The following is an 18,224-nucleotide window of genomic DNA, read 5'->3' as shown; positions in this document are numbered from 1 at the left end:
GGCGCGTGGTGGTTTGCGGTGGTCGGATCGGTTGGAGGATTTCCGTACCGAGATTCTGGGTTTGGTGAAGGCTCAGGCGGTGAAGAATGCGGTGATCGTTCCGGTGGGCGCCAAGGGTGGTTTCGTGGTGAAGCAGCCACCTGCGGCCACCGATGATCCCGCCGCGGATCGTCAGGCGCTGGGCGCCGAAGGTGTTGCCTGCTATCGGACTTTCATCTCCGGTCTGCTGGATGTCACCGATAACGTCGACTTGGCGACCGGTGCGGTGCTGCCGCCGGACCGGGTCGTGCGCCGAGACGGTGACGATACGTATCTCGTCGTCGCCGCGGACAAGGGAACGGCCAAGTTCTCCGACGTGGCCAACGATGTGGCCAAGAGTTACGGCTTCTGGCTCGGTGACGCGTTCGCTTCGGGTGGCTCGGCGGGCTATGACCACAAGGCCATGGGCATTACGGCCAAGGGCGCGTGGGAGAGTGTGAAGCGGCACTTCCAGGAGATGGGAATCGACACCCAGGCCGAGGATTTCACGGTGGTCGGTGTGGGTGATATGAGTGGTGATGTGTTCGGTAACGGCATGTTGTTGTCGGAGCACATTCGGCTGGTGGCGGCGTTCGATCATCGGCATATCTTCTTGGATCCGAATCCTGATGCGGCGTCGTCGTTCGGGGAGCGTCGGCGGATGTTCGAGTTGCCGCGTTCGTCGTGGGCTGATTACGACAAATCGCTGATCAGCGAGGGCGGCGGCGTCTGGGATCGCACCGTGAAGTCGGTACCGATCAGCCCGCAGGCGCGCCTGGCGCTCGGGCTCGGCGACGAGGTGACCGCATTGTCGCCGCCGGACCTGGTCCGCGCCATCCTGCTCGCCCCGGCCCAACTGCTCTGGAACGGTGGTATCGGCACCTACATCAAGGCAAGTACCGAATCCAACGCCGACGTCGGCGACAAATCCAACGACCCGGTACGCGTCGACGGAAACCAGCTGCGAGTCAACGTGATCGGCGAAGGCGGCAACCTCGGCGCCACCGCACTCGGCCGCATCGAGTTCTGCCGCAACGGCGGCAAGATGAACACCGACGCCCTCGACAACTCCGCGGGTGTGGACTGCTCCGACCACGAGGTCAATATCAAGGTCCTGCTCGACGGCGTGGTGAGTGGCGGCCTGCTGCCCGAATCCGAACGCAACCCGCTGCTCGCCTCGATGACCGACGAGGTCACCGATATGGTGTTGCGCGACAACGTCTCCCAGAACTTCCTGATGGGCATCTCACGGTCGGACGCACCGCGCATGCTCAACGTGCACCGCAGGGTGATCGCGGGCCTGGAGGAGCGTCGCGGTCTCGACCGGGAACTCGAAGCGCTGCCATCGGACCAGGAGATGAAGCGCAGGCACGAGGAAGGCACAGGGCTTGCCTCACCGGAGCTGGCCAACCTGCTGGCCCATGTGAAGCTGGCGCTGAAGGGTGATCTGCTCGACTCGGATCTGCCGGATATGGCCTACTTCGCCACCCGGCTGCCCGACTACTTCCCGACACCGCTGCGCGGGCGCTTCGGCGCCGCTATCAAGAAGCATCGGCTGCGCCGGGAAATCCTCACCACCATGATCGTGAACGAAGTGGTCGACTACGGCGGTATCACGTACGCGCACCGGCTGAACGAAGAGGTCGGCGCCACCGCCAGCGATTCGGTGCGCGCGTTCACCGCTGTCGCCGAGATCTTCGGGCTGCACGACATCTGGGCCAGGATCCGCGCCGCCGACACCTCGATAGCCATCCGCGACGAACTGGAACTGGAAACCAAACGCACGCTGGACCGTGCGTCGCGGTGGCTGCTGACCAATCGCCCGCAGCCGATCGCGGTCGGCGCCGAGGTGAACCGATACAGCCGCGGGGTCCGCGTACTCGCGCCGAAGGTACCCGGCTGGTTGCGTGGGCATCATGTGGCGACGCTGACCGATCAGTCCGCCGAACTCATCGCCCGCGGTGCGCCGACCGATCTGTCGACCGAGGTCTTCGGGCTGCTGAATCTGTTCCCGTTGCTCGACGTCATCGATATCGCTGATATCACCGACCGCTCCGGCGACGAGGTGGGCGCACTGTACTACGCGCTCAACGAGCATCTGAAGATCGATTGGCTGCTCGAGGCGGTCAGCCATCTCGAACGCGGCGACCGCTGGCATGCCCTTGCCCGGCTCGCACTGCGCGATGATATGTACAGCTCGTTGCGTTCGCTCACCCTCGATGTGCTCTCCGGCGGCGACCCGGAAGAGACGGCGGACGAGAAGATTGCATACTGGGAGTCGAAGAATCAGTCCCGGCTCGGGCGTGCCCGAGCCGCGCTGTCGGAGTTGTTCGAGTCCGGAACCCACGATCTGGCCACGCTGTCGGTCGCCGCGCGGCAGGTGCGCAGCATGGTGAGTGGGGCGGGCACCCAGTCGGAGGTATCACGGTGACAAGTGTCGGATCGCTGAACGGCAACCCGAAAGCGATGGACGCGGTCGCCCTGCCCAAGCGATTCCATGCCAAGGTCGATATCCGCTGGTCGGATATGGACGCGTTCCAGCACGTCAATCACGCGCGGATGGTGACGCTGCTGGAGGAGGCGCGTATCCCGTGGCTGTTCGAGGACGACCGTCCGACGGCTGCGCTGCGCCAGGGCTGTGTCCTGGCCGACCTGCACGTCCGCTACCGCGGCCAGCTCCGCCACGAGGACACACCGCTCGATATCGCGATGTGGATCGAACAACTGCGCGCGGTCGACTTCACCGTCGCTTATGAGGTGCGGCCCGCGGGTGCGACACCGGATTCACCGCCCGCGGTGATCGCCTCCACCCAGCTCGCCGCCTTCGATATGGACACCCAGCGCCTGCGCAGGCTGACCGCCGCCGAACGCGACTACCTGTCGCAGTGGATGGGTGAGTGACCGGCGCGAGGATTCTCGATCCGTGATGTCCGAACAACGGGTGCTGTATGTCGTCGACCCGGCCGAGCGCGAGAATCTCGCCACCTTCCTCGGCCGGGCCCTCCGACTGGACCCCGCCGTGGTGGTGCGCCTGCGTCGCCGCGGTGAGCGGTGGGTGTCGGCGTGGGTGGCGACGGGGTTCGAGACGCTGGCTGCCCGCACCGTGGTCGCCGAACTCGGCGTCGATGACGTCACCGTCGGTGCCGATCTGGTGTTGGCGGGGCTCGCCTCCGGCAGTCCGATCGATCTCGGCTACTCCATGGATTCGGCGTGGCGTGGTGCGCTGCCGCCGGATACCGGATTCACCCATATCGATGACGTGCCCGCCCGCACCCTGGTCGAGCTCGCCGAGCAGGGAGCCGATCTGGCCAAGGAGCACGGTTCCGGGCACGGCCCACCCGCCTCACTGCTGGATCAGCCGGTGCTGACCGTCTCCGGCGACTCGGTGCAGGTGCAGGTGCCGATGCGTGTCGTATTCGCCCTGACCGCAATGGATTTCATCCCGCACTCGGGTGAGCGCGCCGACTCGCGTCGCATCCCGTCCGCCGAGATCGTGCGGGTCCGCGCCAGCAGAACCTGGCTGCGGCTGGACGCCCGCTACGGTTCGGTCGCCCGCCGTCTCGGCGGCGGCCTGCCGCTTACTCCGCGCTGAACGCAGGCCGGATTCGCATCAACGGGTTGCGGAGAGGTGAGGCGGGGAATGGCCGACTCACGCAGCTCCCTCGCCCAGGTACTGCAACCACACCGGATCCAGTTCGGTAACCGTCGACAGCAGCCGCCAGTGCGGGCCCTTCGGTGATACCAGGGGTGCGCGCAGGGTCCAGCCCAGTTCGCTGAGCAGTTTGTCGGCCTTGCGGTGATTACAGGGTGCGCAGCTGGCCACACAGTTCTCCCAGCTGTGTTCACCGCCGCGGCTGCGGGGGACGACGTGATCGATGGTTTCGGCCTTACCGCCGCAATAGCCGCAGCGGTAGCGGTCGCGCTGCATGAGCGCGGCGCGGGTCATCGGAACCCTGGCCCGGTAGGGGACGCGGACGTAGGTGCGCAGGCGGATCACCGACGGGACCGTGAGCGAGGATCCGGCCGAATGCAGGACCGGGCCTTCCGGGTCGTGGTGCACGGTGTCGGCCTTATCGCAGATGAGCAGCACCACGGCGCGACGCGCGGACAGCGCGGTCAGCGGCTCGTAGGTGGCGTTGAGCAGTAGGACGCGGCGTTTGAGCCAGTTGTTGGTGGGGAGCGGGAGCGGCGTGGGGGTGGTGTCTGGGCGATGTGCGTCGCCTGCGCGGTGTGCGCCCGGATGATGGTCGGTCAACAAATGCAGCGGAGTAGCCCCCGACCCACGGTTGTGGACGTCGGCGGGCTGGAGTTGTCGGTGCGCCCTCGCCTCCTGTGATCGGGCGCCGTGCCGCTGCTTCATGTCGACCCCAATTTCATCAATGCAAGATCATGTGGTATCTCGGCCGAGACTGCCACCAAGTTGACCACGGAATGCGGGTCGGTGCACGGTGATTTAACACAATGTCGGGTTAACTGTGGCTGAAGAGCCATCGGGTCGCGATGTAGGCGAGCAGGCCGGTACGCGGGCACAATGGAACCGGCGCATCCAGCGAATCGAGAGGGTCTATGACTTCGGGCGAGCAGACAGCGACGTCGTTCTATGAGGCGGTCGGCGGCGAGGACACCTTCCGTCGGATCATCGCGGTGTTCTACCGCGAGGTGGCCGCCGACGAGGTGCTGCGCCCGATGTACCCCGAGGAGGATCTGGGCCCCGCCGAGCGGCGGCTGCGGATGTTCCTCGAGCAGTACTGGGGCGGTCCACGCACCTACAGCGATGAGCGGGGGCATCCGCGGCTGCGGATGCGGCATATGCCGTTCGAGATCGGTCCGGTCGAACGGGACGCCTGGTTGCGCTGTATGCGGATCGGGGTGGCCGAGATCGAGCCGGAGGTGCTCGACGACGAACATCGCAAAGCCCTGCTCGACTATCTGGAGATGGCCGCCAACTCGTTGATGAACGCGGCCTGGTGAGCGGAGCGGGGGAGCGGTGATGGCATCGGCGGGTCCCGTCCCGGTGCCCTGGTGGCAGACCGCGGTCTTCTACCAGGTGTATCCGCGTTCCTTCGCCGATTCCGACGGTGACGGCATCGGCGATCTGGGCGGAGTGCAGGCGCGGCTGGACTATCTGGAGCGCCTCGGCGTGGACGCGTTGTGGATCTGTCCGGTCATGCGCTCACCGATGGCCGACGGCGGCTACGACGTCTCGGATCCACGCGATATCGACCCCGTTTTCGGTGCTGTGCCCGCCTTCGACGCCCTGGTCGAGGCCGCGCACGCCCGCGATATCAAGATCACGATGGATCTGGTGCCCAACCACACAAGCGACGCCCACCCCTGGTTCCGCGCCGCGCTCGCCGCCGCCCCTGGCAGTCCCGAGCGGGCCCGCTACATCTTCCGCGACGGCCGCGGTCCGGACGGTGCGCAGCCGCCCAACAACTGGCCGAGCGTCTTCGGTGGTCCGGCCTGGACCAGGGTCACCGAGCGTGACGGTCGCCCCGGACAGTGGTATCTACACCTGTTCGCCACCGAACAACCGGATCTGAACTGGGACAACCCGGAGGTCGCCGCCGACTTCGAGCAGACCCTGAGGTTCTGGCTGAACCGTGGTGTCGATGGGTTCCGCATCGACGTCGCCCATGGCATGGCCAAACCGCAGGATCTGTCGGATATGGCGCACGTCGATACGCGAATGCTGATTCACGACGACAACGATCCACGGTTCAACAATCCCGGTGTGCACGCGATCCATCGCCGGATCCGCGCGGTGCTGGACGAGTATCCGCACGCGGTGTCCATCGGTGAGGTGTGGGTCGACGACAACACCCGCTTCGGTGAGTACGTCCGCCCCGACGAGCTGCACCTGGCCTTCAACTTCCGGCTCGCCGAGGCGGCCTTCGACGTGGCAGCGGTGCGCGCGGCGATCGACAATTCGCTGATCGCCGTCACCCCGGTGGGTGCGACGCCCACCTGGACGCTGTCCAACCACGACATCGAACGTGAGGTCACCCGCTACGGCGGCGGTGTGCTCGGCACCGCACGGGCACGGGCCATGGCGCTGGTCGAGCTGGCGCTGCCGGGTGCGGTGTTCATCTACAACGGCGCCGAACTCGGGCTGCCCAACGTGGATGATCTGCCCGACGAGGCGCTCCAGGACCCGGTCTGGGAACGCAGCGGCCATACCGAGCGCGGACGTGACGGCTGCCGCGTACCGATCCCGTGGCGTGGCGACGCACCGCCGTTCGACTTCACCGACGGCCCCGAATCATGGCTGCCGATCCCGGCCGACTGGGCGCAGCTGACGGTGGCGGCGCAGCTCGACCGCAGTGGATCCACCATCGAGCTGTACCGCGACGCCATCGAACTGCGGCACAAGCGCCCGGAGTTCGATGGTGCCGGACTGGAATGGCTTCCCACCCCGCCGGGTGTCCTGATGTTCCGGCGACCCGGCGGACTGGTGTGCGTGCTGAACGGCTCGCCCGCCGCGATCGACCTACCTTCCGGGGAGATGATCCTGGTCAGCGCGCCCCTCGTGGACGGACGGCTCGCGCCCGACGCTGCCGCCTGGCTGGTCTGAACTCACGCCGAGCACGAACTCGCCGATCGCCGCCGCCCAGTCATCGGGCACCTCGGCGGCCAGCGCATGACCGGAATCGAGTAGCAGCAGGCGAGCGCCCGGGATCCCGGCCACCAGTTCGTCGGCGTGTGCGGGTGAGACCACCTGGTCCTGCGTCGCACCGATGACCAGGGTCGGTACGCGGAGCGCGGCCAGGTCGGCGCGTACGTCGATCCTGCTCAGCAGATCCAACTGAGCGTCGGTACCGGGCGGCAGTGCGGGTGGGATAGCGGCGGTGAGTTCGGCGATCGACGGTGCCGACCGCTGATCCAGCCACCGTGCGCTCCAGCCGAGCAGCACCAGGTACGCCGCAAGCGACCGGTGGTCGCCGGAGCGCAGCAGCGTCCGCCAGGTGTCGACGACCAGTCGTAGCCTCGGATTGGCGTACGCGAGCCCGGCGCTGAGTACGAGCGCACTGACCCGATCCGGATGTCGGACGGCCAGCCGCACCGCGACGGGTGAACCGGTGGAGAAGCCGACGACGGCGAAAGTGCGCTGCCCGGCCCGGTCGGCGGCATCCACCAGCTGATCGGTTAGTGCGTCCGGATCCAGCGGCACCGGCTGCTCGGGCGTCGCACCCGAGCCGGGATAGTCGGGCGCGACCACGGTGAAACGTCGCGCCAGCAGTTCGGTGACCGGGCCGAAGCTGTCGGCGATATCACTGCCTGCTCCGTGGGCGAGCAGAACGCCAGGACCTGCGCCGCAGACTCTGGCCGACAATGGTTCCCGAAGAGAATATGCAGGATTGAGGGTCATCTCTCGGACGGTAGAGTCTGACATCAGTGTCAATGTCAAGGGCGGAGGATGGCCGTGCGGATCGGCGAGCTGTCCCGGCGCACCGGGGTGAGCCCCCGGCTGCTGCGGTACTACGAGGCGCGTGAACTCATCGTCGCGGAGCGGTCGGCGAATGGATATCGGGAGTACGGTCCCGGCGTAGCCGCGGTGGTCGTGCAGATCCGGGCCCTACTCGGCGCCGGATTGACCACCGAGGCGATCCGGGAGATCCTGCCCTGTGCGCACGGGCCCGAGCCGGTGCTGGAACCACACCCGGACATGTTCGCAGCGCTGACCCAGCGCCTTGCCCAGCTCGACACCCGAATCGCGCAGCTCAACGATGCCCGCGACGAGCTGAGCTGCTATCTGCGCGAAACCCGCGCAGCGGCCGGACCCGATGCCACCGACCTTGCCGAATCACCCGGTTGACCGGTAAACGGCTTACCGATCGATGAACTACTACAGAGCATCGTCTACCGTTGAGTCGTGAGCATTCTCGAGACAGTGCTGATCTTCGTCGGCATCCCGCTGGTGATCTACGGCGTGATCGCCGGATTGTCGTTTCTCGGTAAGCCGCTGCCCGGCGAAAAGCCGGTCCACTACGACCTGAGCAAGAAGTGGACCTCCGAGCCGGTGCTGTGGAGTGCGACCGACGAGGTGACCGTGTACGGGCACCACATTGCTGAATCGCATGGCGAGCATGCGGCTATCGAAACCGCGGACGCGGAGCTGATCGGAGGCAGGGCAAGTGGCAGGTTCTAAGTGGCCCGCGGTGGTCGAAGCCGATCTACCGCACGGATACGCCCTGATGACCAGTGGGCGGGTATCCGGTGTGCACGAGGCGGGCGACGTCTTCAAGGAAGCCCCGTTCGACAATGACGAGCGGCTGCTCATGGACAACGTGCTCACCGAGGCCACCCGCGCCACCAAGGTGCGGTTCAACGTCTACATCGGTGATCTCGGCGCCGACCCGTCCGCCGGTGTCGACGCGATCTTCCCGGTGACCCCGGAGGCCGCCCGGTCGGTGCTCATCGCCGTCTCGCCCAACGACCGCGCCGTCGAGGTACGTTCGGGCAAGGACGTCGCCGATCGCGCCAACGACCGCGTCTGCCAGCTCGGTGTCACCGCCGCGCTGAGTTCGATGCGTCAGGGCCAGCTCATCGACGGTCTGGTCTCGGCCGTTCGGGTGATGTCGGCCGCCATCGGCCGCTGATTCGAACCACCAGTACCCCTCTGTTCGTCGGGTGATGCGCGAGGATCCCGCATCCGGTGCCCGTGCGACAGAGGGGTGTGGTGTCTGCACAGCCGGATTCGAGCCGAACGTGTCCGCCCAGAGCGGAACTCGCCGGTCCGGCGTCGAGGTGGCGGTACGCTCCGGCTATGAGCGAGCATCCGAGGCTGCATTCCGTTCCGGGTGGACGCGAGCAGCGTCCCGTGCGCGAGTCCCGGCCGGACGCGGAACCGCTGTGGCGTGAGGTGCTCGGCTCCCGGTTGCGTGCCCTGCGTCAGGAGCAGCGGGAGACGCTCGCCGAAACGGCAGGCCGCGCGGGCGTATCGCCGCAATACCTGTCCGAGGTGGAACGTGGACGTAAGGAACCCTCCAGCGAGATGATCGCCGCACTGGCCGGTGCGCTCGGCACCTCGCTTGGCGAGTTGACCGGCGACGTCGCGGAATCCCTACGCCGTCGCGTCATCCGTCTGCGCCCGGCCGACGGTCGCGCGGGCGGGCCCTCGACCGAGTCGGTAGCCACGCGCCCAACGTCGTCGACGGCCTCGCCGATCCCGCGGATTGTCATGCTGGCTGCCTGACCGATTCCCGCGGTGTCTACCCGACCGGGCTCGAGTACGGCGCGCCCGGACAGATCCGCGCACGGCCGCCGGAGGGACTCGACGCAATATGCCGCGACTCCGGTGGTCTCAACGGGAGCGACGGCTGCGCGCGTGCAGCCTGGGCGCTACCTGCCGCGCCCGAAATCGTCACCGTGCGTGCAGCACCTGATCGACGAGGCCGTAGTCCACGGCCGCCGCCGCGGTGAACACTCGATCGCGGTCGGTATCGCGACGCAATGTCTCGGTGGGCGTTCCGGTGTGCTCGGACAGGATGGATTCGATCGCGGCGCGCATCCGCACCAGCTCGTCGGCTTGCAGGATCAGATCCGGGATCGCGCCCTGACCGCGACCAGCGGGTTGATGCAACACCACCCGCGCATGCGGCAGCATCGAGCGCCTGCCGGGTGCACCCGCCGCCAGCAGCACCGCGCCGACGGCGATGGCCTGACCCACACAGGTGGTCGCAACCGGCGCCTTGATGAACCGCATGGTGTCGTACACCGCGAGCATCGCGGGCAGCTCACCGCCTTCACAGTTGATGTAGAGATTGATCTCCTGCTCCGGGTTCTCCGACTCCAGATGCAACAGCTGCGCGATGAGCGCGTTGGCCACACCCGAATCGATCGGTGTGCCCAGATAGACGATCCGCTCGGCCAGCAGATGCGAGTAGACGTCCATGATCCGCTCGCCGCCCGGCTGCCGGGCGATGACATTGGGAATGGTGTAGGAGGTCATGAGATCCCGATCTTCTGGCGTTGCGGCACCACCTGGCCGAACGATTCGACGATGTGGTCGATGAAGCCGTACTCCGCGGCCTGTGCCGCGGTGAACCAGCGGTCGTGCAGCGAATCCTCGTAGATCCGCGCGTACGGTTGCCCGGTGTCGGAGGCGATGAGCCCGAGGACCGTTTCCACCGTGTAGCGCAGATCGTCGGCCTGCACCTCGACCTCCACCGCACTGCCACCGATACCCGCCGAACCCTGATGCATCAGGATGCGGGCGTGCGGGAGCGCGAAACGTCGCCCCCGATCCCCGGCCGAGAGCAGGAACTGCCCGGCACTGCACGCCAGTCCGAGCGCGAGCGTGGAGATCTCGCAGGGCACCAGCCGCATGACATCGCGAATGGCGAGCATCGCGGGCACCGAACCGCCGGGGGAGTGAATCCACAGCGAGATCCCCGCATCGGGATCTTCCGCGGCGAGGGTGAGCATCTGGGTCATCAGCAGCGTGCCGTTGTCGTCGTCGAGTCCACCGTCGAGGACGAGAATGCGCCTGCCGAAGAGTTGTTCGCGTGCCCGCCAGCTGAACAGCGGGGCCTTGTCGTCGTGTGCCATGCCTCCACCGTGCCCCGCACCGGTACGAGAAATCTCGCCACGCTGCCCTCGGCAGATCTGCTCACGGCAGCGAGACCGGGTAGACGCGAAACAGGCCCGGATCCACGGGGATCCGGGCCTGTGACGTGTGGCTGCTACTTCGCGTCGAAGGCGCGGGCGCGCAGCGAGCGCTCGATGCCCGCCTTACCCTCGCTCACCAGCCGGGCCAGGGCAGGCGGGCGCTCGTCGGCCAGGAACTTGTCGGCGCTGGCCACCGCGGCCTCGCTGATCTCCCAGGACGGGTAGAGCCCGATGACGACGGTCTGCGCGACCTCGCTGGAACGGCGCTCCCACACCTCGGGGATCTCGGCGAAATAGCGTTCGACGAAGGATGTCAGCAGCTCGGCCTGACCGGCGGGCGCGAAACCGTTGACGATGGAGCGCGCGGTGATGTTGGGCACCGAATCGTCACCCATCACGGTGGCCCACGCCTGCTCCTTCACCTCGGCGATCGGTCGCGCCGTCGCCGCCGCGGCCGCCTGACGCTTACCCGCGGCGGTCTGATCGTTGGCCAGCTCCGCATCGATGGCCGGGGTGTCCAGGCCGTCGGCGTCGATCTCGCCCGCCGCCGCCAGCGCCGTGACGATCCGCCAGCGCAGATCCGTATCGACCACCAGCCCGGCAAGGCCGACCGCCGCCGGATCACCGTCGAGCAGCTCACGCAGCACCTCGGTATGCCAGGCCGACAGCTTCGCACCGGTCAGCGCGTTGACGAAGGCCAGCTGATGATCCGAACCCGGCTGCGCCGCACGGGCCAGCTCCAGCAGACGGTTGGCGAAATCGGGCCAGCCGGTCTCCTCGGCCCACGCCGGATCGGCATAGCTGCCGAGCGTGATGGTGGCCTGCATGAGCAGCCGCTGCACCACGCCGATCTCCGATTCCGCGCCGACCCCGCGCTGCACCAGCGCCACGAAATCGCGGGCCCGCAGCTCGGCCTGGCGGGTCATCTCCCAGGCCGCCGACCAGGCCAGCGTGCGCGGCAGCGGTTCGGCGATATCGGCGATGCGGTTGATCAACACATCGAGGGAATCGGGGTCGAGGCGGATCGAGCAGTAGGTCAGATCGTCATCGTTGACCAGCACGAACTTGCCGCGGGGAACACCGACCAGCTCCGGCACGTCGGTGCGCTCGGCGGCGTCGAGATCCAGTTCCACGCGGTGGGTGCGGACCAGTTTGCCCTCGGCGTCATCGTCGTAGACGCCGATCGCCAGTCGGTGCACGCGCTGTTCACCGGCGCCGGGCGCGGCGCCCTCCTGCACCACGGTGAAGGAGCTGAACTTACCGTCGGCGTCGACCTCGAAGTCCGGGCGCAAGATGTTCAAACCGGTGGTCTTGAGCCACTGCGCGCCCCAGGTCGACAGATCGCGACCCGACGACTTCTCCAGCGCCGCAAGCAGATCATCGAAGGTGGCATTGCCGTAGGCATGGTCGGCGAAGTAGGCCCGCAGCCCGGCCAGGAACGGCTCCAACCCCACATAGGCGACGAGCTGCTTGAGCACACTGGCGCCCTTGGCGTAGGTGATGCCGTCGAAGTTGACCTCCACCGCGGCCAGATCCGGGATATCGGCGGCGATGGGATGGGTGGAGGGCAGCTGATCCTGACGGTAGGCCCAGGACTTCTCCACATTCGCGAAAGTGGTCCACGCACTGGTGTATTCGGTGGCCTCGGCCTGGCACAGCACCGAGGCGAAGGTGGCGAACGATTCGTTCAGCCACAGGTCGTCCCACCACTTCATGGTGACCAGATCGCCGAACCACATATGCGCCATCTCGTGCAGTACGGTCTCGGCGCGACGCTCATAGGAGGCGCGGGTGACCTTGGACCGGAAGACGTAGTCCTCCAGGAACGTCACCGCACCGGCGTTCTCCATCGCACCCGCATTGAACTCCGGCACGAACAGCTGGTCGTACTTACCGAACGCGTACGGCACACCGAAGTTGCGGTGATAGAAGCCGAAACCCTGTTTGGTCTCGGTGAACAACCGCTCGGCGTCCATATGATCGGCCAGCGAAGCGCGGCAGTAGATGCCGAGCGGGATGCTGCCGTGCTCGTCGGTGTAGACATCGGTCCACTGCGCGTACGGGCCAGCGATGAGCGCGACCAGATAGGTGCTCATCTTCGGGGTGGTGCGGAACAGGTGATGGGCCGGGTCGGCGGCAATGGTGTCCACCGGCGCGCCGTTGGAGATCACCTTCCAGCCGGTCGGGGCCGTCACGCTGACGGTGAACGTCGCCTTGAGGTCGGGCTGATCGAAGCAGGCGAACATGCGCTTGGCATCGGCGGTTTCGAACTGCGAATACAGATACACCGCGTCGTCGGCCGGATCGACGAACCGGTGCAGGCCCTCGCCGGTATGCGAGTACTCGCAATCGGCCTCGACGACGAGTTCGTTGGTGGCCGCGAGGTCGGGCAGCGTGAGGCCGGTGGACTCGTCGTAGCCGGAGACGTCGAGCGCGGTCCCGTTCAGCACCGCCGACCGGATGCCGCGCGCGACGATATCGATGAAGGTGGTGGCGCCCGGCGTCGCGGTGAAGCCGACCGTGCTGCGCGAGAAGAACGTCTGCTCGCCCGGGTTGCCCGACCCGTCGGTCAGATCGAGCTCGATGCGGTAGTTGTCGACCGAGACGGTCGCGGCGCGCTCGATCGCCTGTTCACGGGTGAGGTTCGGTGCGGACATCGGACTCCTTCTGGTCGAAGAACTGAAACGGGCACGGCGTTTCCCACAATGCCACGTCGGTAAGGTTGCCCGCGCGGAAGTAAATTCCGCACCGAGAACTATCGACCACGATCGGAGCTGCGACGTGAAGCATGTGCACGCCGGAAAGGTGCGCGACCTGTACGAGGACGGCGACACTCTGCTGCTCGTCGCCTCCGACCGGGTGTCGGTCTACGACGTCGTGCTTCCCACGCCGATCCCGGACAAAGGTGCACTGCTGACCCAGCTGTCGAACTGGTGGTTCCAGTTCTTCGCCGATGTGCCCAACCATGTGCTCTCGACCACCGATGTGCCCGCCGAGTTCGGCGGCCGCGCGATTCGGGTGAAACCGCTGCGGATGGTCCAGGTCGAATGCATCGCCCGCGGCTACCTCACCGGATCGGGGCTGAAGGAATACCAGCGCAGCGGAACCGTCTCCGGTATCGCACTGCCGCCTGGCCTGCGAGACGGTGACCGGCTGCCCGAGCCGATCTTCACCCCCTCCACCAAAGCGGCCGAAGGCCACGACGAGGCGATCAGCTTCGCCGATGTGGTCGATCAGGAGGGTCGTGAGGTCGCCGAGCGGCTGCGCGAACTCACCCTCGGCATCTACTCCCGCGGCGCCGCGCACGCCGCCGAACGTGGCGTGATCGTGGCCGATACCAAGCTCGAGTTCGGCTGGGACGGCCAGACCCTCACCCTGGGCGATGAGGTGCTCACCTCCGACTCCTCGCGCTTCTGGCCCGCCGACGAATGGGAACCCGGCCGTCCGCAGCGTTCCTTCGACAAGCAGTTCGTCCGCGACTGGTCCACCTCGACCGGATGGGACAAGGAGCCGCCCGGTCCGGAGATCCCCGCCGACATCGTCACCGCCACCCGGCAGAAATACATGGAGGCCTACGAACTCATCACCGGCCAGCGCTGGAACGCGGCGGGCTGACACCTCATCGGTGGCGCAGGTTGGCGGCGCGGATCGTCAGATAGCGCTGTTCGGCCGTGTTCGTGGTGCGCCGGGCAGCCGCCGCGTAGCACGAGATGGCGGCCTCGGTATCGCCCGCCATCTCGTGCAGATGGCCGCGCACCGCGTCGAGCCGGTGACTACCGGCCAGCGCCGCGGCGACCGAATCGGTGAGCGCCAGCCCGGCCGCCGGGCCGTGCACCATGGCGGTGGCCACCGCCCGGTTCAACGTCACCATGGGATTGGGTGCGCTGCGCTCGAGCAGCAGATAGAGCGACAGGACGCGCTCCCAGTCGGTGTCCTCGGTCGACGCGGCCTGCGCGTGCAACACCGCTATCGCGGCCTGGATCTGATACGGGCCGATCAAGCCGTGATCCAGGGTGGCCGTCGTGAGCCGGACGCCCTCGATGATCGACGCACGGTCCCACCGGCCGCGGTCCTGCTCCGGTAGTGGGATCAGTTCGCCATGCGGGCCGATGCGGGCATCGCGCCTGGCATCGGTCAGCACCATGAGGGCGAGCAGACCGCCCACCTCGGGATCATCGGGCAGCAGCCGATACACCTCGCGCGTCAACCGGATCGCCTCGGCGGACAGGTCCGCACGCCGGAGTCGTGCGCCGGCGGCGGCGGTGTAGCCCTCGGTGAAGATCAGATACAGCACCCGCAGCACCTCGTCGAGCCGTTCGCGCCATTCGTCGTGGCCGGGGGAGGCGAACGGCCGATCCAGCTCGGCCAGGCGCTTCTTGGCCCGCGTGATGCGCTGGGCCATCGTCGCCTCCGGTAGCAGGAACGCCCGGGCGATCTCGGCGGTGGTGAGACCGCCGACCGCGCGCAAAGTGAGTGCGATGGCGCTCGCCGGTGGTAGCGCGGGATGACAGCACAGGAACAACAACATCAGCGAGTCGTCGTGGCCGGTGACCGCGTCGGTGGGTTCGGGTTCGCGCAGGGCGACGGTGGTCTCGCGGTGACGTCGCGCGACCTCGGCGCGCACGGCGTCGGCCATTCGGCGCTGGGCCACCTGGATCAGCCAGCCACGCGGATTGTCCGGATACCCGTCCATCGGCCACTGCGTGGCGGCGGCGAGCAACGCCTCCTGTAGCGCGTCCTCCGCGGTGGGAAAATCGCCGAACCGGCGCACCAACGCGGCGAGGACCTGCGGCGCGAGTTCACGCAGCAGATCCTCGATTCCGCGGTCGGCGGTCGTCACCGATCGGTCGCGGGTGCGCTCATAACCGCGCGGACCTCGATGTACTCACCGATCGGCACACCACCCGGGCCGGGCGCGGCCGATGCCTCGGCGGCGATCTCCAGCGCTCGTTCGGGGCTGTCCACATCGACGATCCAGTACCCGGCCAGGAACTCCTTGGTCTCCGGGAACGGTCCGTCGGTGATCACGGGTGCGGTGCGCCCGTCCGAACTCACGATCCGCGCTTCCTCCGGACCGGCCAGCCCCTGCGCATCGACCAGTTCGCCCGCCGCGGCCAGCTTCGCGCCGAGCGCGCGCTGGAAATCGATATGCGCCTGGATGTCCTCCGGCGCCCACTCGTTCATCGGAGTCGTGCAGTTGGCAGTGGCGCCATAGGTCTTGACCAGCATGTACTTCATCTCGAGCTCCTCGTTCTCGGTGCGTCCGGTGACGCTCTCGTGAACAGGTCGGAGCCGGACCGGCCCGCACGACACAGTTCGGCGCCGGATTTTGTGGTGTGCCTCATAGTGGAATCGAGGTGTCGGCCAGCCGGTCCGGATCCACCGGTTCACCCGCGAGGATCAGCTGCTTGATCCGGTCGGTGACATCCCAGACGTTGACATTCATCCCGGCAAGCACCCGGTTCGCCCCGTCCAGCCAGAAGGCAACGAACTCGCGGGCGGCCAGATCGCCACGCACCACGACCCGCTCGTACGCGCCGGGCGCGACATAGCCGGTGTACTCCATCCCGAGGTCGTACTGATCGGTGAAGAAGTAGGGCAACCGGTCGTACACCGCGTGCTTGCCGAGCATGCGCGCCGCCGCGACCGCGGGCTGGTTCAATGCGTTCGCCCAATGCTCCACCCGGATCCGGCGGCCGAGCACCGGATGGCCCTGTTCGGCGATATCGCCGACCGCGACGATATCGGGATCGCTGGTGACCAGGCCCGCATCCACCAGCACCCCGCCGTCTACGGCGAGCCCGGCATCGGCAGCAAGCTCGATATTCGGCCGAGCGCCGACCGCGACCAGAACGGCGTCGGCCTCGATGACGGTGCTGTCACCGAGGCGCACACCGAGAGCGATCTCGTCGTGGGTGGGGATCTCGGCGACCTGCACGCCCAAGCGCAGGTCGACCCCGTGGGCGCGATGCAGATCGGCGAAGACGGCGCCCATCTCGGGCCCGAGCGCGTTGAGCAGCGGCGCGTCCGCGGCCTCGACGATCGTCACCTCCACACCCGCGTCCCGTGCGGCCGCGGCGACCTCGAGTCCGATCCAGCCCGCACCGATGATCGCCAGCCGCCGCGCACTGCGGAACAACTCGACGAGCGTGTCCGAGTCGTCGATGGTGCGCAGGGTGTACACATTGGGCGCGTCCGCTCCGGGAATAGGTATCCGGCGCGGGGTGGCGCCGGTGGCCAAAGCAAGTTTGTCGTAGGGCAGGGTGGAGCCATCCGGCAGCGTCACCGTCTTCGCGGCGCGATCGATCGCGGTGGCGGCCGTGCCGAGCCGCAGATCCACCCGATGGTCGCGGTACCAGGGCTTGTCCTCGACGGTGAAGTCGTCGAACGGCTTCTTCCCGGCCAGATGCTCCTTCGACAGGGGCGGCCGCTCGTAGGGTAGATGCTCCTCATCGCACAGAACGGTGACGGTGCCGTCGAAGTCGTTGTCGCGCAAGGCTTGCGCGACCTTGGCGCCGGCGAGACCCCCACCGACGACGACGAAATGTTGCGCAGAGGTCATGGTGACTCCTAATCGCCAGGCGAATCGAGCTCCTCGAACCTCAGCTTAGGTCGGTGCGCCATGCCGATCCGCCGAATCCGGGAACGAATCGAGGCCGAGGATGGTTGGTCGGTACAACAGCGGCAGTGCCGCCGTATCGAGTCTGCGATCGAGAGGAATCGACGTGAGCACCACCAGCACCGGAGACCACCGACAGAAAGACGTCGCCGACTTCTGGTTCGACCCGCTGTGCCCCTGGTGTTGGATCACCTCGCGGTGGATCCTCGAGGTCGAGAAAGTGCGCGATATCGATGTCCGCTTCCACGTCATGAGCTTGGCCGTGCTGAACGAAGGCCGCGACCTGCCGCCGGAGTACCAGGAACTGATGGCCAGCGGCTGGGGGCCGGTACGGGTGGCCATCGCCGCGGCCCGTGAACACGGCGACAAGGTACTCGCCCCGCTCTACACCGCCCTCGGCTCCCGGATCCACGACCGCAGGGCCGAATACGAACGCGACACCACCGCCGAGACCCTCACGGCCGTCATCGCCGACGCGCTCGCCGAGGTCGGCCTACCCGCCGGGCTCGCCGAAGCCGCGCACAGCACCGACTACGACGCGGAACTGCGCGAAAGCCATCACGCGGGCATGGACAAGGTCGGCAAGGACGTCGGCACCCCGACCATCCACGTCAACGGCGTGGCCTTCTTCGGCCCCGTGCTGTCGCGGATTCCCCGCGGCGAGGACGCGGGGAAGGTCTGGGACGGTGTGGTCGCACTCGCGTCCTACCCCCACTTCTTCGAACTGAAGCGCACCCGCACCGAAGAGCCTGTGTTCAATTAGCTGTGTTTGATTTGCGCCGCCTGCGGCGTCGCGTGTTCGCGGCCCCTTGGTGTCTCGCGTCTCCGCTACCGCTGCTTGCCTTCGGCTTGCGCAGCGGTAGCGGAGACGCGAGACACCAAGGGGCCGCGAACACGCGACGCCGCAGGCGGCGCAAATCAAACACAGCTAATTGAACACAGGCTCTTCGGTGCGGGTGCGCTTCAGTTCGAAGAA

General features: G+C 67.2%; 19 protein-coding genes. 11 read left to right on the top strand and 8 right to left on the bottom strand.

The window, feature by feature from the left end:
* From QH168_RS11385 to QH168_RS11375, 3 genes are all read left to right on the top strand, one after another.
* Positions 1 to 2,449: NAD-glutamate dehydrogenase domain-containing protein (locus tag QH168_RS11385; protein WP_280234555.1), on the top strand; the 2,449-nt coding region annotated here is incomplete at its 5' end.
* Positions 2,450 to 2,484: 35 nt separating this feature from the next.
* Positions 2,485 to 2,919, top strand: a complete 435-nt coding sequence (locus QH168_RS11380) for an acyl-CoA thioesterase (RefSeq protein WP_280234556.1) — start codon at positions 2,485 to 2,487, stop codon at positions 2,917 to 2,919.
* A gap of 25 nt (positions 2,920 to 2,944) precedes the next feature.
* The gene (locus QH168_RS11375) at positions 2,945 to 3,610 is read left to right on the top strand and encodes a hypothetical protein (RefSeq protein WP_280234554.1); all 666 of its coding nucleotides are present in this window, start codon (positions 2,945 to 2,947) and stop codon (positions 3,608 to 3,610) included.
* 57 nt (positions 3,611 to 3,667) lie between these two features.
* On the opposite strand, the gene QH168_RS11370 is transcribed toward QH168_RS11375, so the two are convergent.
* Entirely contained in the window at positions 3,668 to 4,273 is a 606-nt protein-coding gene (locus QH168_RS11370) for an HNH endonuclease (RefSeq protein WP_432421076.1), read from the bottom strand.
* 311 nt (positions 4,274 to 4,584) lie between these two features.
* Between QH168_RS11370 and QH168_RS11365 the strand changes: the two genes are divergently transcribed.
* Together QH168_RS11365 and QH168_RS11360 are read left to right on the top strand one after the other, a co-directional pair.
* On the top strand, positions 4,585 to 4,989 hold the full coding sequence (locus tag QH168_RS11365; protein ID WP_280234552.1) for a globin: 405 nt from the start codon (positions 4,585 to 4,587) through the stop codon (positions 4,987 to 4,989).
* 19 nt (positions 4,990 to 5,008) lie between these two features.
* On the top strand, positions 5,009 to 6,592 hold the full coding sequence (locus QH168_RS11360) for a glycoside hydrolase family 13 protein (RefSeq protein ID WP_280234551.1): 1,584 nt from the start codon (positions 5,009 to 5,011) through the stop codon (positions 6,590 to 6,592).
* Here the strand turns inward: QH168_RS11360 and QH168_RS11355 are convergent.
* A complete protein-coding gene (locus tag QH168_RS11355) occupies positions 6,509 to 7,387 on the bottom strand; it encodes an alpha/beta fold hydrolase (protein WP_280234550.1) in 879 nt (292 codons plus the stop codon). The genes QH168_RS11360 and QH168_RS11355 overlap by 84 nt on opposite strands.
* Positions 7,388 to 7,441: 54 nt before the next feature.
* Between QH168_RS11355 and QH168_RS11350 the strand changes: the two genes are divergently transcribed.
* The 4 genes from QH168_RS11350 to QH168_RS11335 all read left to right on the top strand — a co-directional run bounded on the left by QH168_RS11350 (position 7,442) and on the right by QH168_RS11335 (position 9,214).
* Positions 7,442 to 7,834: a MerR family transcriptional regulator gene (locus tag QH168_RS11350; protein WP_280234549.1), complete on the top strand. Its 393-nt coding sequence runs from the start codon at positions 7,442 to 7,444 to the stop codon at positions 7,832 to 7,834.
* Between the two features lie 57 nt (positions 7,835 to 7,891).
* Positions 7,892 to 8,167, top strand: coding sequence for an aa3-type cytochrome oxidase subunit CtaJ (ctaJ, locus tag QH168_RS11345; RefSeq protein ID WP_280234548.1), 276 nt, complete (start codon positions 7,892 to 7,894; stop codon positions 8,165 to 8,167).
* The gene (locus QH168_RS11340) at positions 8,154 to 8,618 is read left to right on the top strand and encodes a DUF5130 domain-containing protein (RefSeq protein ID WP_280234547.1); all 465 of its coding nucleotides are present in this window, start codon (positions 8,154 to 8,156) and stop codon (positions 8,616 to 8,618) included. Before ctaJ ends, QH168_RS11340 begins: the two co-directional genes overlap by 14 nt.
* Before the next feature lie 167 nt (positions 8,619 to 8,785).
* A complete protein-coding gene (locus tag QH168_RS11335; protein ID WP_280234546.1) occupies positions 8,786 to 9,214 on the top strand; it encodes a helix-turn-helix domain-containing protein in 429 nt (142 codons plus the stop codon).
* Positions 9,215 to 9,382: 168 nt separating this feature from the next.
* Here QH168_RS11335 and QH168_RS11330 read toward each other — a convergent pair whose 3' ends face one another.
* The 3 genes from QH168_RS11330 to pepN all read right to left on the bottom strand — a co-directional run bounded on the left by QH168_RS11330 (position 9,383) and on the right by pepN (position 13,286).
* On the bottom strand, positions 9,383 to 9,970 hold the full coding sequence (locus QH168_RS11330) for a ClpP family protease (RefSeq protein WP_280234545.1): 588 nt from the start codon (positions 9,968 to 9,970) through the stop codon (positions 9,383 to 9,385).
* Positions 9,967 to 10,569 (bottom strand): ClpP family protease, encoded by a 603-nt coding sequence (locus QH168_RS11325; protein ID WP_280234544.1) that lies wholly within the window; start codon positions 10,567 to 10,569, stop codon positions 9,967 to 9,969. The genes QH168_RS11330 and QH168_RS11325 overlap by 4 nt, the downstream gene beginning before the upstream one ends.
* Positions 10,570 to 10,703: 134 nt before the next feature.
* Positions 10,704 to 13,286 (bottom strand): aminopeptidase N, encoded by a 2,583-nt coding sequence (gene pepN / locus QH168_RS11320; protein ID WP_280234543.1) that lies wholly within the window; start codon positions 13,284 to 13,286, stop codon positions 10,704 to 10,706.
* A 124-nt stretch (positions 13,287 to 13,410) separates the two neighbouring features.
* On the opposite strand from pepN, the gene QH168_RS11315 reads away from it, so the two are divergent.
* Positions 13,411 to 14,244 carry a phosphoribosylaminoimidazolesuccinocarboxamide synthase gene (locus QH168_RS11315; protein ID WP_280234542.1) on the top strand — a complete coding sequence of 278 codons (834 nt, stop codon included), beginning with the start codon at positions 13,411 to 13,413 and terminating at the stop codon, positions 14,242 to 14,244.
* A 4-nt stretch (positions 14,245 to 14,248) separates the two neighbouring features.
* Here the strand turns inward: QH168_RS11315 and QH168_RS11310 are convergent, their stop codons facing one another.
* From QH168_RS11310 to QH168_RS11300, 3 genes are all read right to left on the bottom strand, one after another.
* Positions 14,249 to 15,469 carry an RNA polymerase sigma factor gene (locus QH168_RS11310; protein ID WP_280234541.1) on the bottom strand — a complete coding sequence of 407 codons (1,221 nt, stop codon included), beginning with the start codon at positions 15,467 to 15,469 and terminating at the stop codon, positions 14,249 to 14,251.
* Positions 15,466 to 15,867: a YciI family protein gene (locus QH168_RS11305; RefSeq protein WP_280234540.1), complete on the bottom strand. Its 402-nt coding sequence runs from the start codon at positions 15,865 to 15,867 to the stop codon at positions 15,466 to 15,468. Before QH168_RS11305 ends, QH168_RS11310 begins: the two co-directional genes overlap by 4 nt.
* 103 nt (positions 15,868 to 15,970) lie before the next feature.
* Entirely contained in the window at positions 15,971 to 17,191 is a 1,221-nt protein-coding gene (locus tag QH168_RS11300) for an NAD(P)/FAD-dependent oxidoreductase (protein WP_280234539.1), read from the bottom strand.
* A 163-nt stretch (positions 17,192 to 17,354) separates the two neighbouring features.
* Here QH168_RS11300 and QH168_RS11295 point away from each other — a divergent pair, with 163 nt between their 5' ends.
* Positions 17,355 to 18,011 carry a DsbA family protein gene (locus tag QH168_RS11295; RefSeq protein WP_280234538.1) on the top strand — a complete coding sequence of 219 codons (657 nt, stop codon included), beginning with the start codon at positions 17,355 to 17,357 and terminating at the stop codon, positions 18,009 to 18,011.
* Positions 18,012 to 18,224: the final 213 nt, after the last annotated feature.

The organism is Nocardia cyriacigeorgica (assembly GCF_029868385.1).
Classification (GTDB): Bacteria; Actinomycetota; Actinomycetes; order Mycobacteriales; family Mycobacteriaceae; genus Nocardia; species Nocardia cyriacigeorgica_F.
The sequence above is the reverse complement of the archived record's forward strand: the minus strand, read 5'-3'. Positions and strand labels throughout refer to the sequence as shown.

What these genes read in the sequence shown, in the direction of transcription:
- QH168_RS11380 (WP_280234556.1), top strand. Translation starts at nt 2,485, where the DNA reads ATGGACGCGGTCGCCCTGCCCAAGCGATTCCATGCCAAGGTCGATATC.
- QH168_RS11375 (WP_280234554.1), top strand. Translation starts at nt 2,945, where the DNA reads ATGTCCGAACAACGGGTGCTGTATGTCGTCGACCCGGCCGAGCGCGAG.
- QH168_RS11365 (WP_280234552.1), top strand. Translation starts at nt 4,585, where the DNA reads ATGACTTCGGGCGAGCAGACAGCGACGTCGTTCTATGAGGCGGTCGGC.
- QH168_RS11360 (WP_280234551.1), top strand. Translation starts at nt 5,009, where the DNA reads ATGGCATCGGCGGGTCCCGTCCCGGTGCCCTGGTGGCAGACCGCGGTC.
- QH168_RS11355 (WP_280234550.1), bottom strand. Translation starts at nt 7,387, where the DNA reads ATGACCCTCAATCCTGCATATTCTCTTCGGGAACCATTGTCGGCCAGA.
- QH168_RS11335 (WP_280234546.1), top strand. Translation starts at nt 8,786, where the DNA reads ATGAGCGAGCATCCGAGGCTGCATTCCGTTCCGGGTGGACGCGAGCAG.
- QH168_RS11330 (WP_280234545.1), bottom strand. Translation starts at nt 9,970, where the DNA reads ATGACCTCCTACACCATTCCCAATGTCATCGCCCGGCAGCCGGGCGGC.
- QH168_RS11325 (WP_280234544.1), bottom strand. Translation starts at nt 10,569, where the DNA reads ATGGCACACGACGACAAGGCCCCGCTGTTCAGCTGGCGGGCACGCGAA.
- pepN (WP_280234543.1), bottom strand. Translation starts at nt 13,286, where the DNA reads ATGTCCGCACCGAACCTCACCCGTGAACAGGCGATCGAGCGCGCCGCG.
- QH168_RS11305 (WP_280234540.1), bottom strand. Translation starts at nt 15,867, where the DNA reads ATGAAGTACATGCTGGTCAAGACCTATGGCGCCACTGCCAACTGCACG.
- QH168_RS11300 (WP_280234539.1), bottom strand. Translation starts at nt 17,191, where the DNA reads ATGACCTCTGCGCAACATTTCGTCGTCGTCGGTGGGGGTCTCGCCGGC.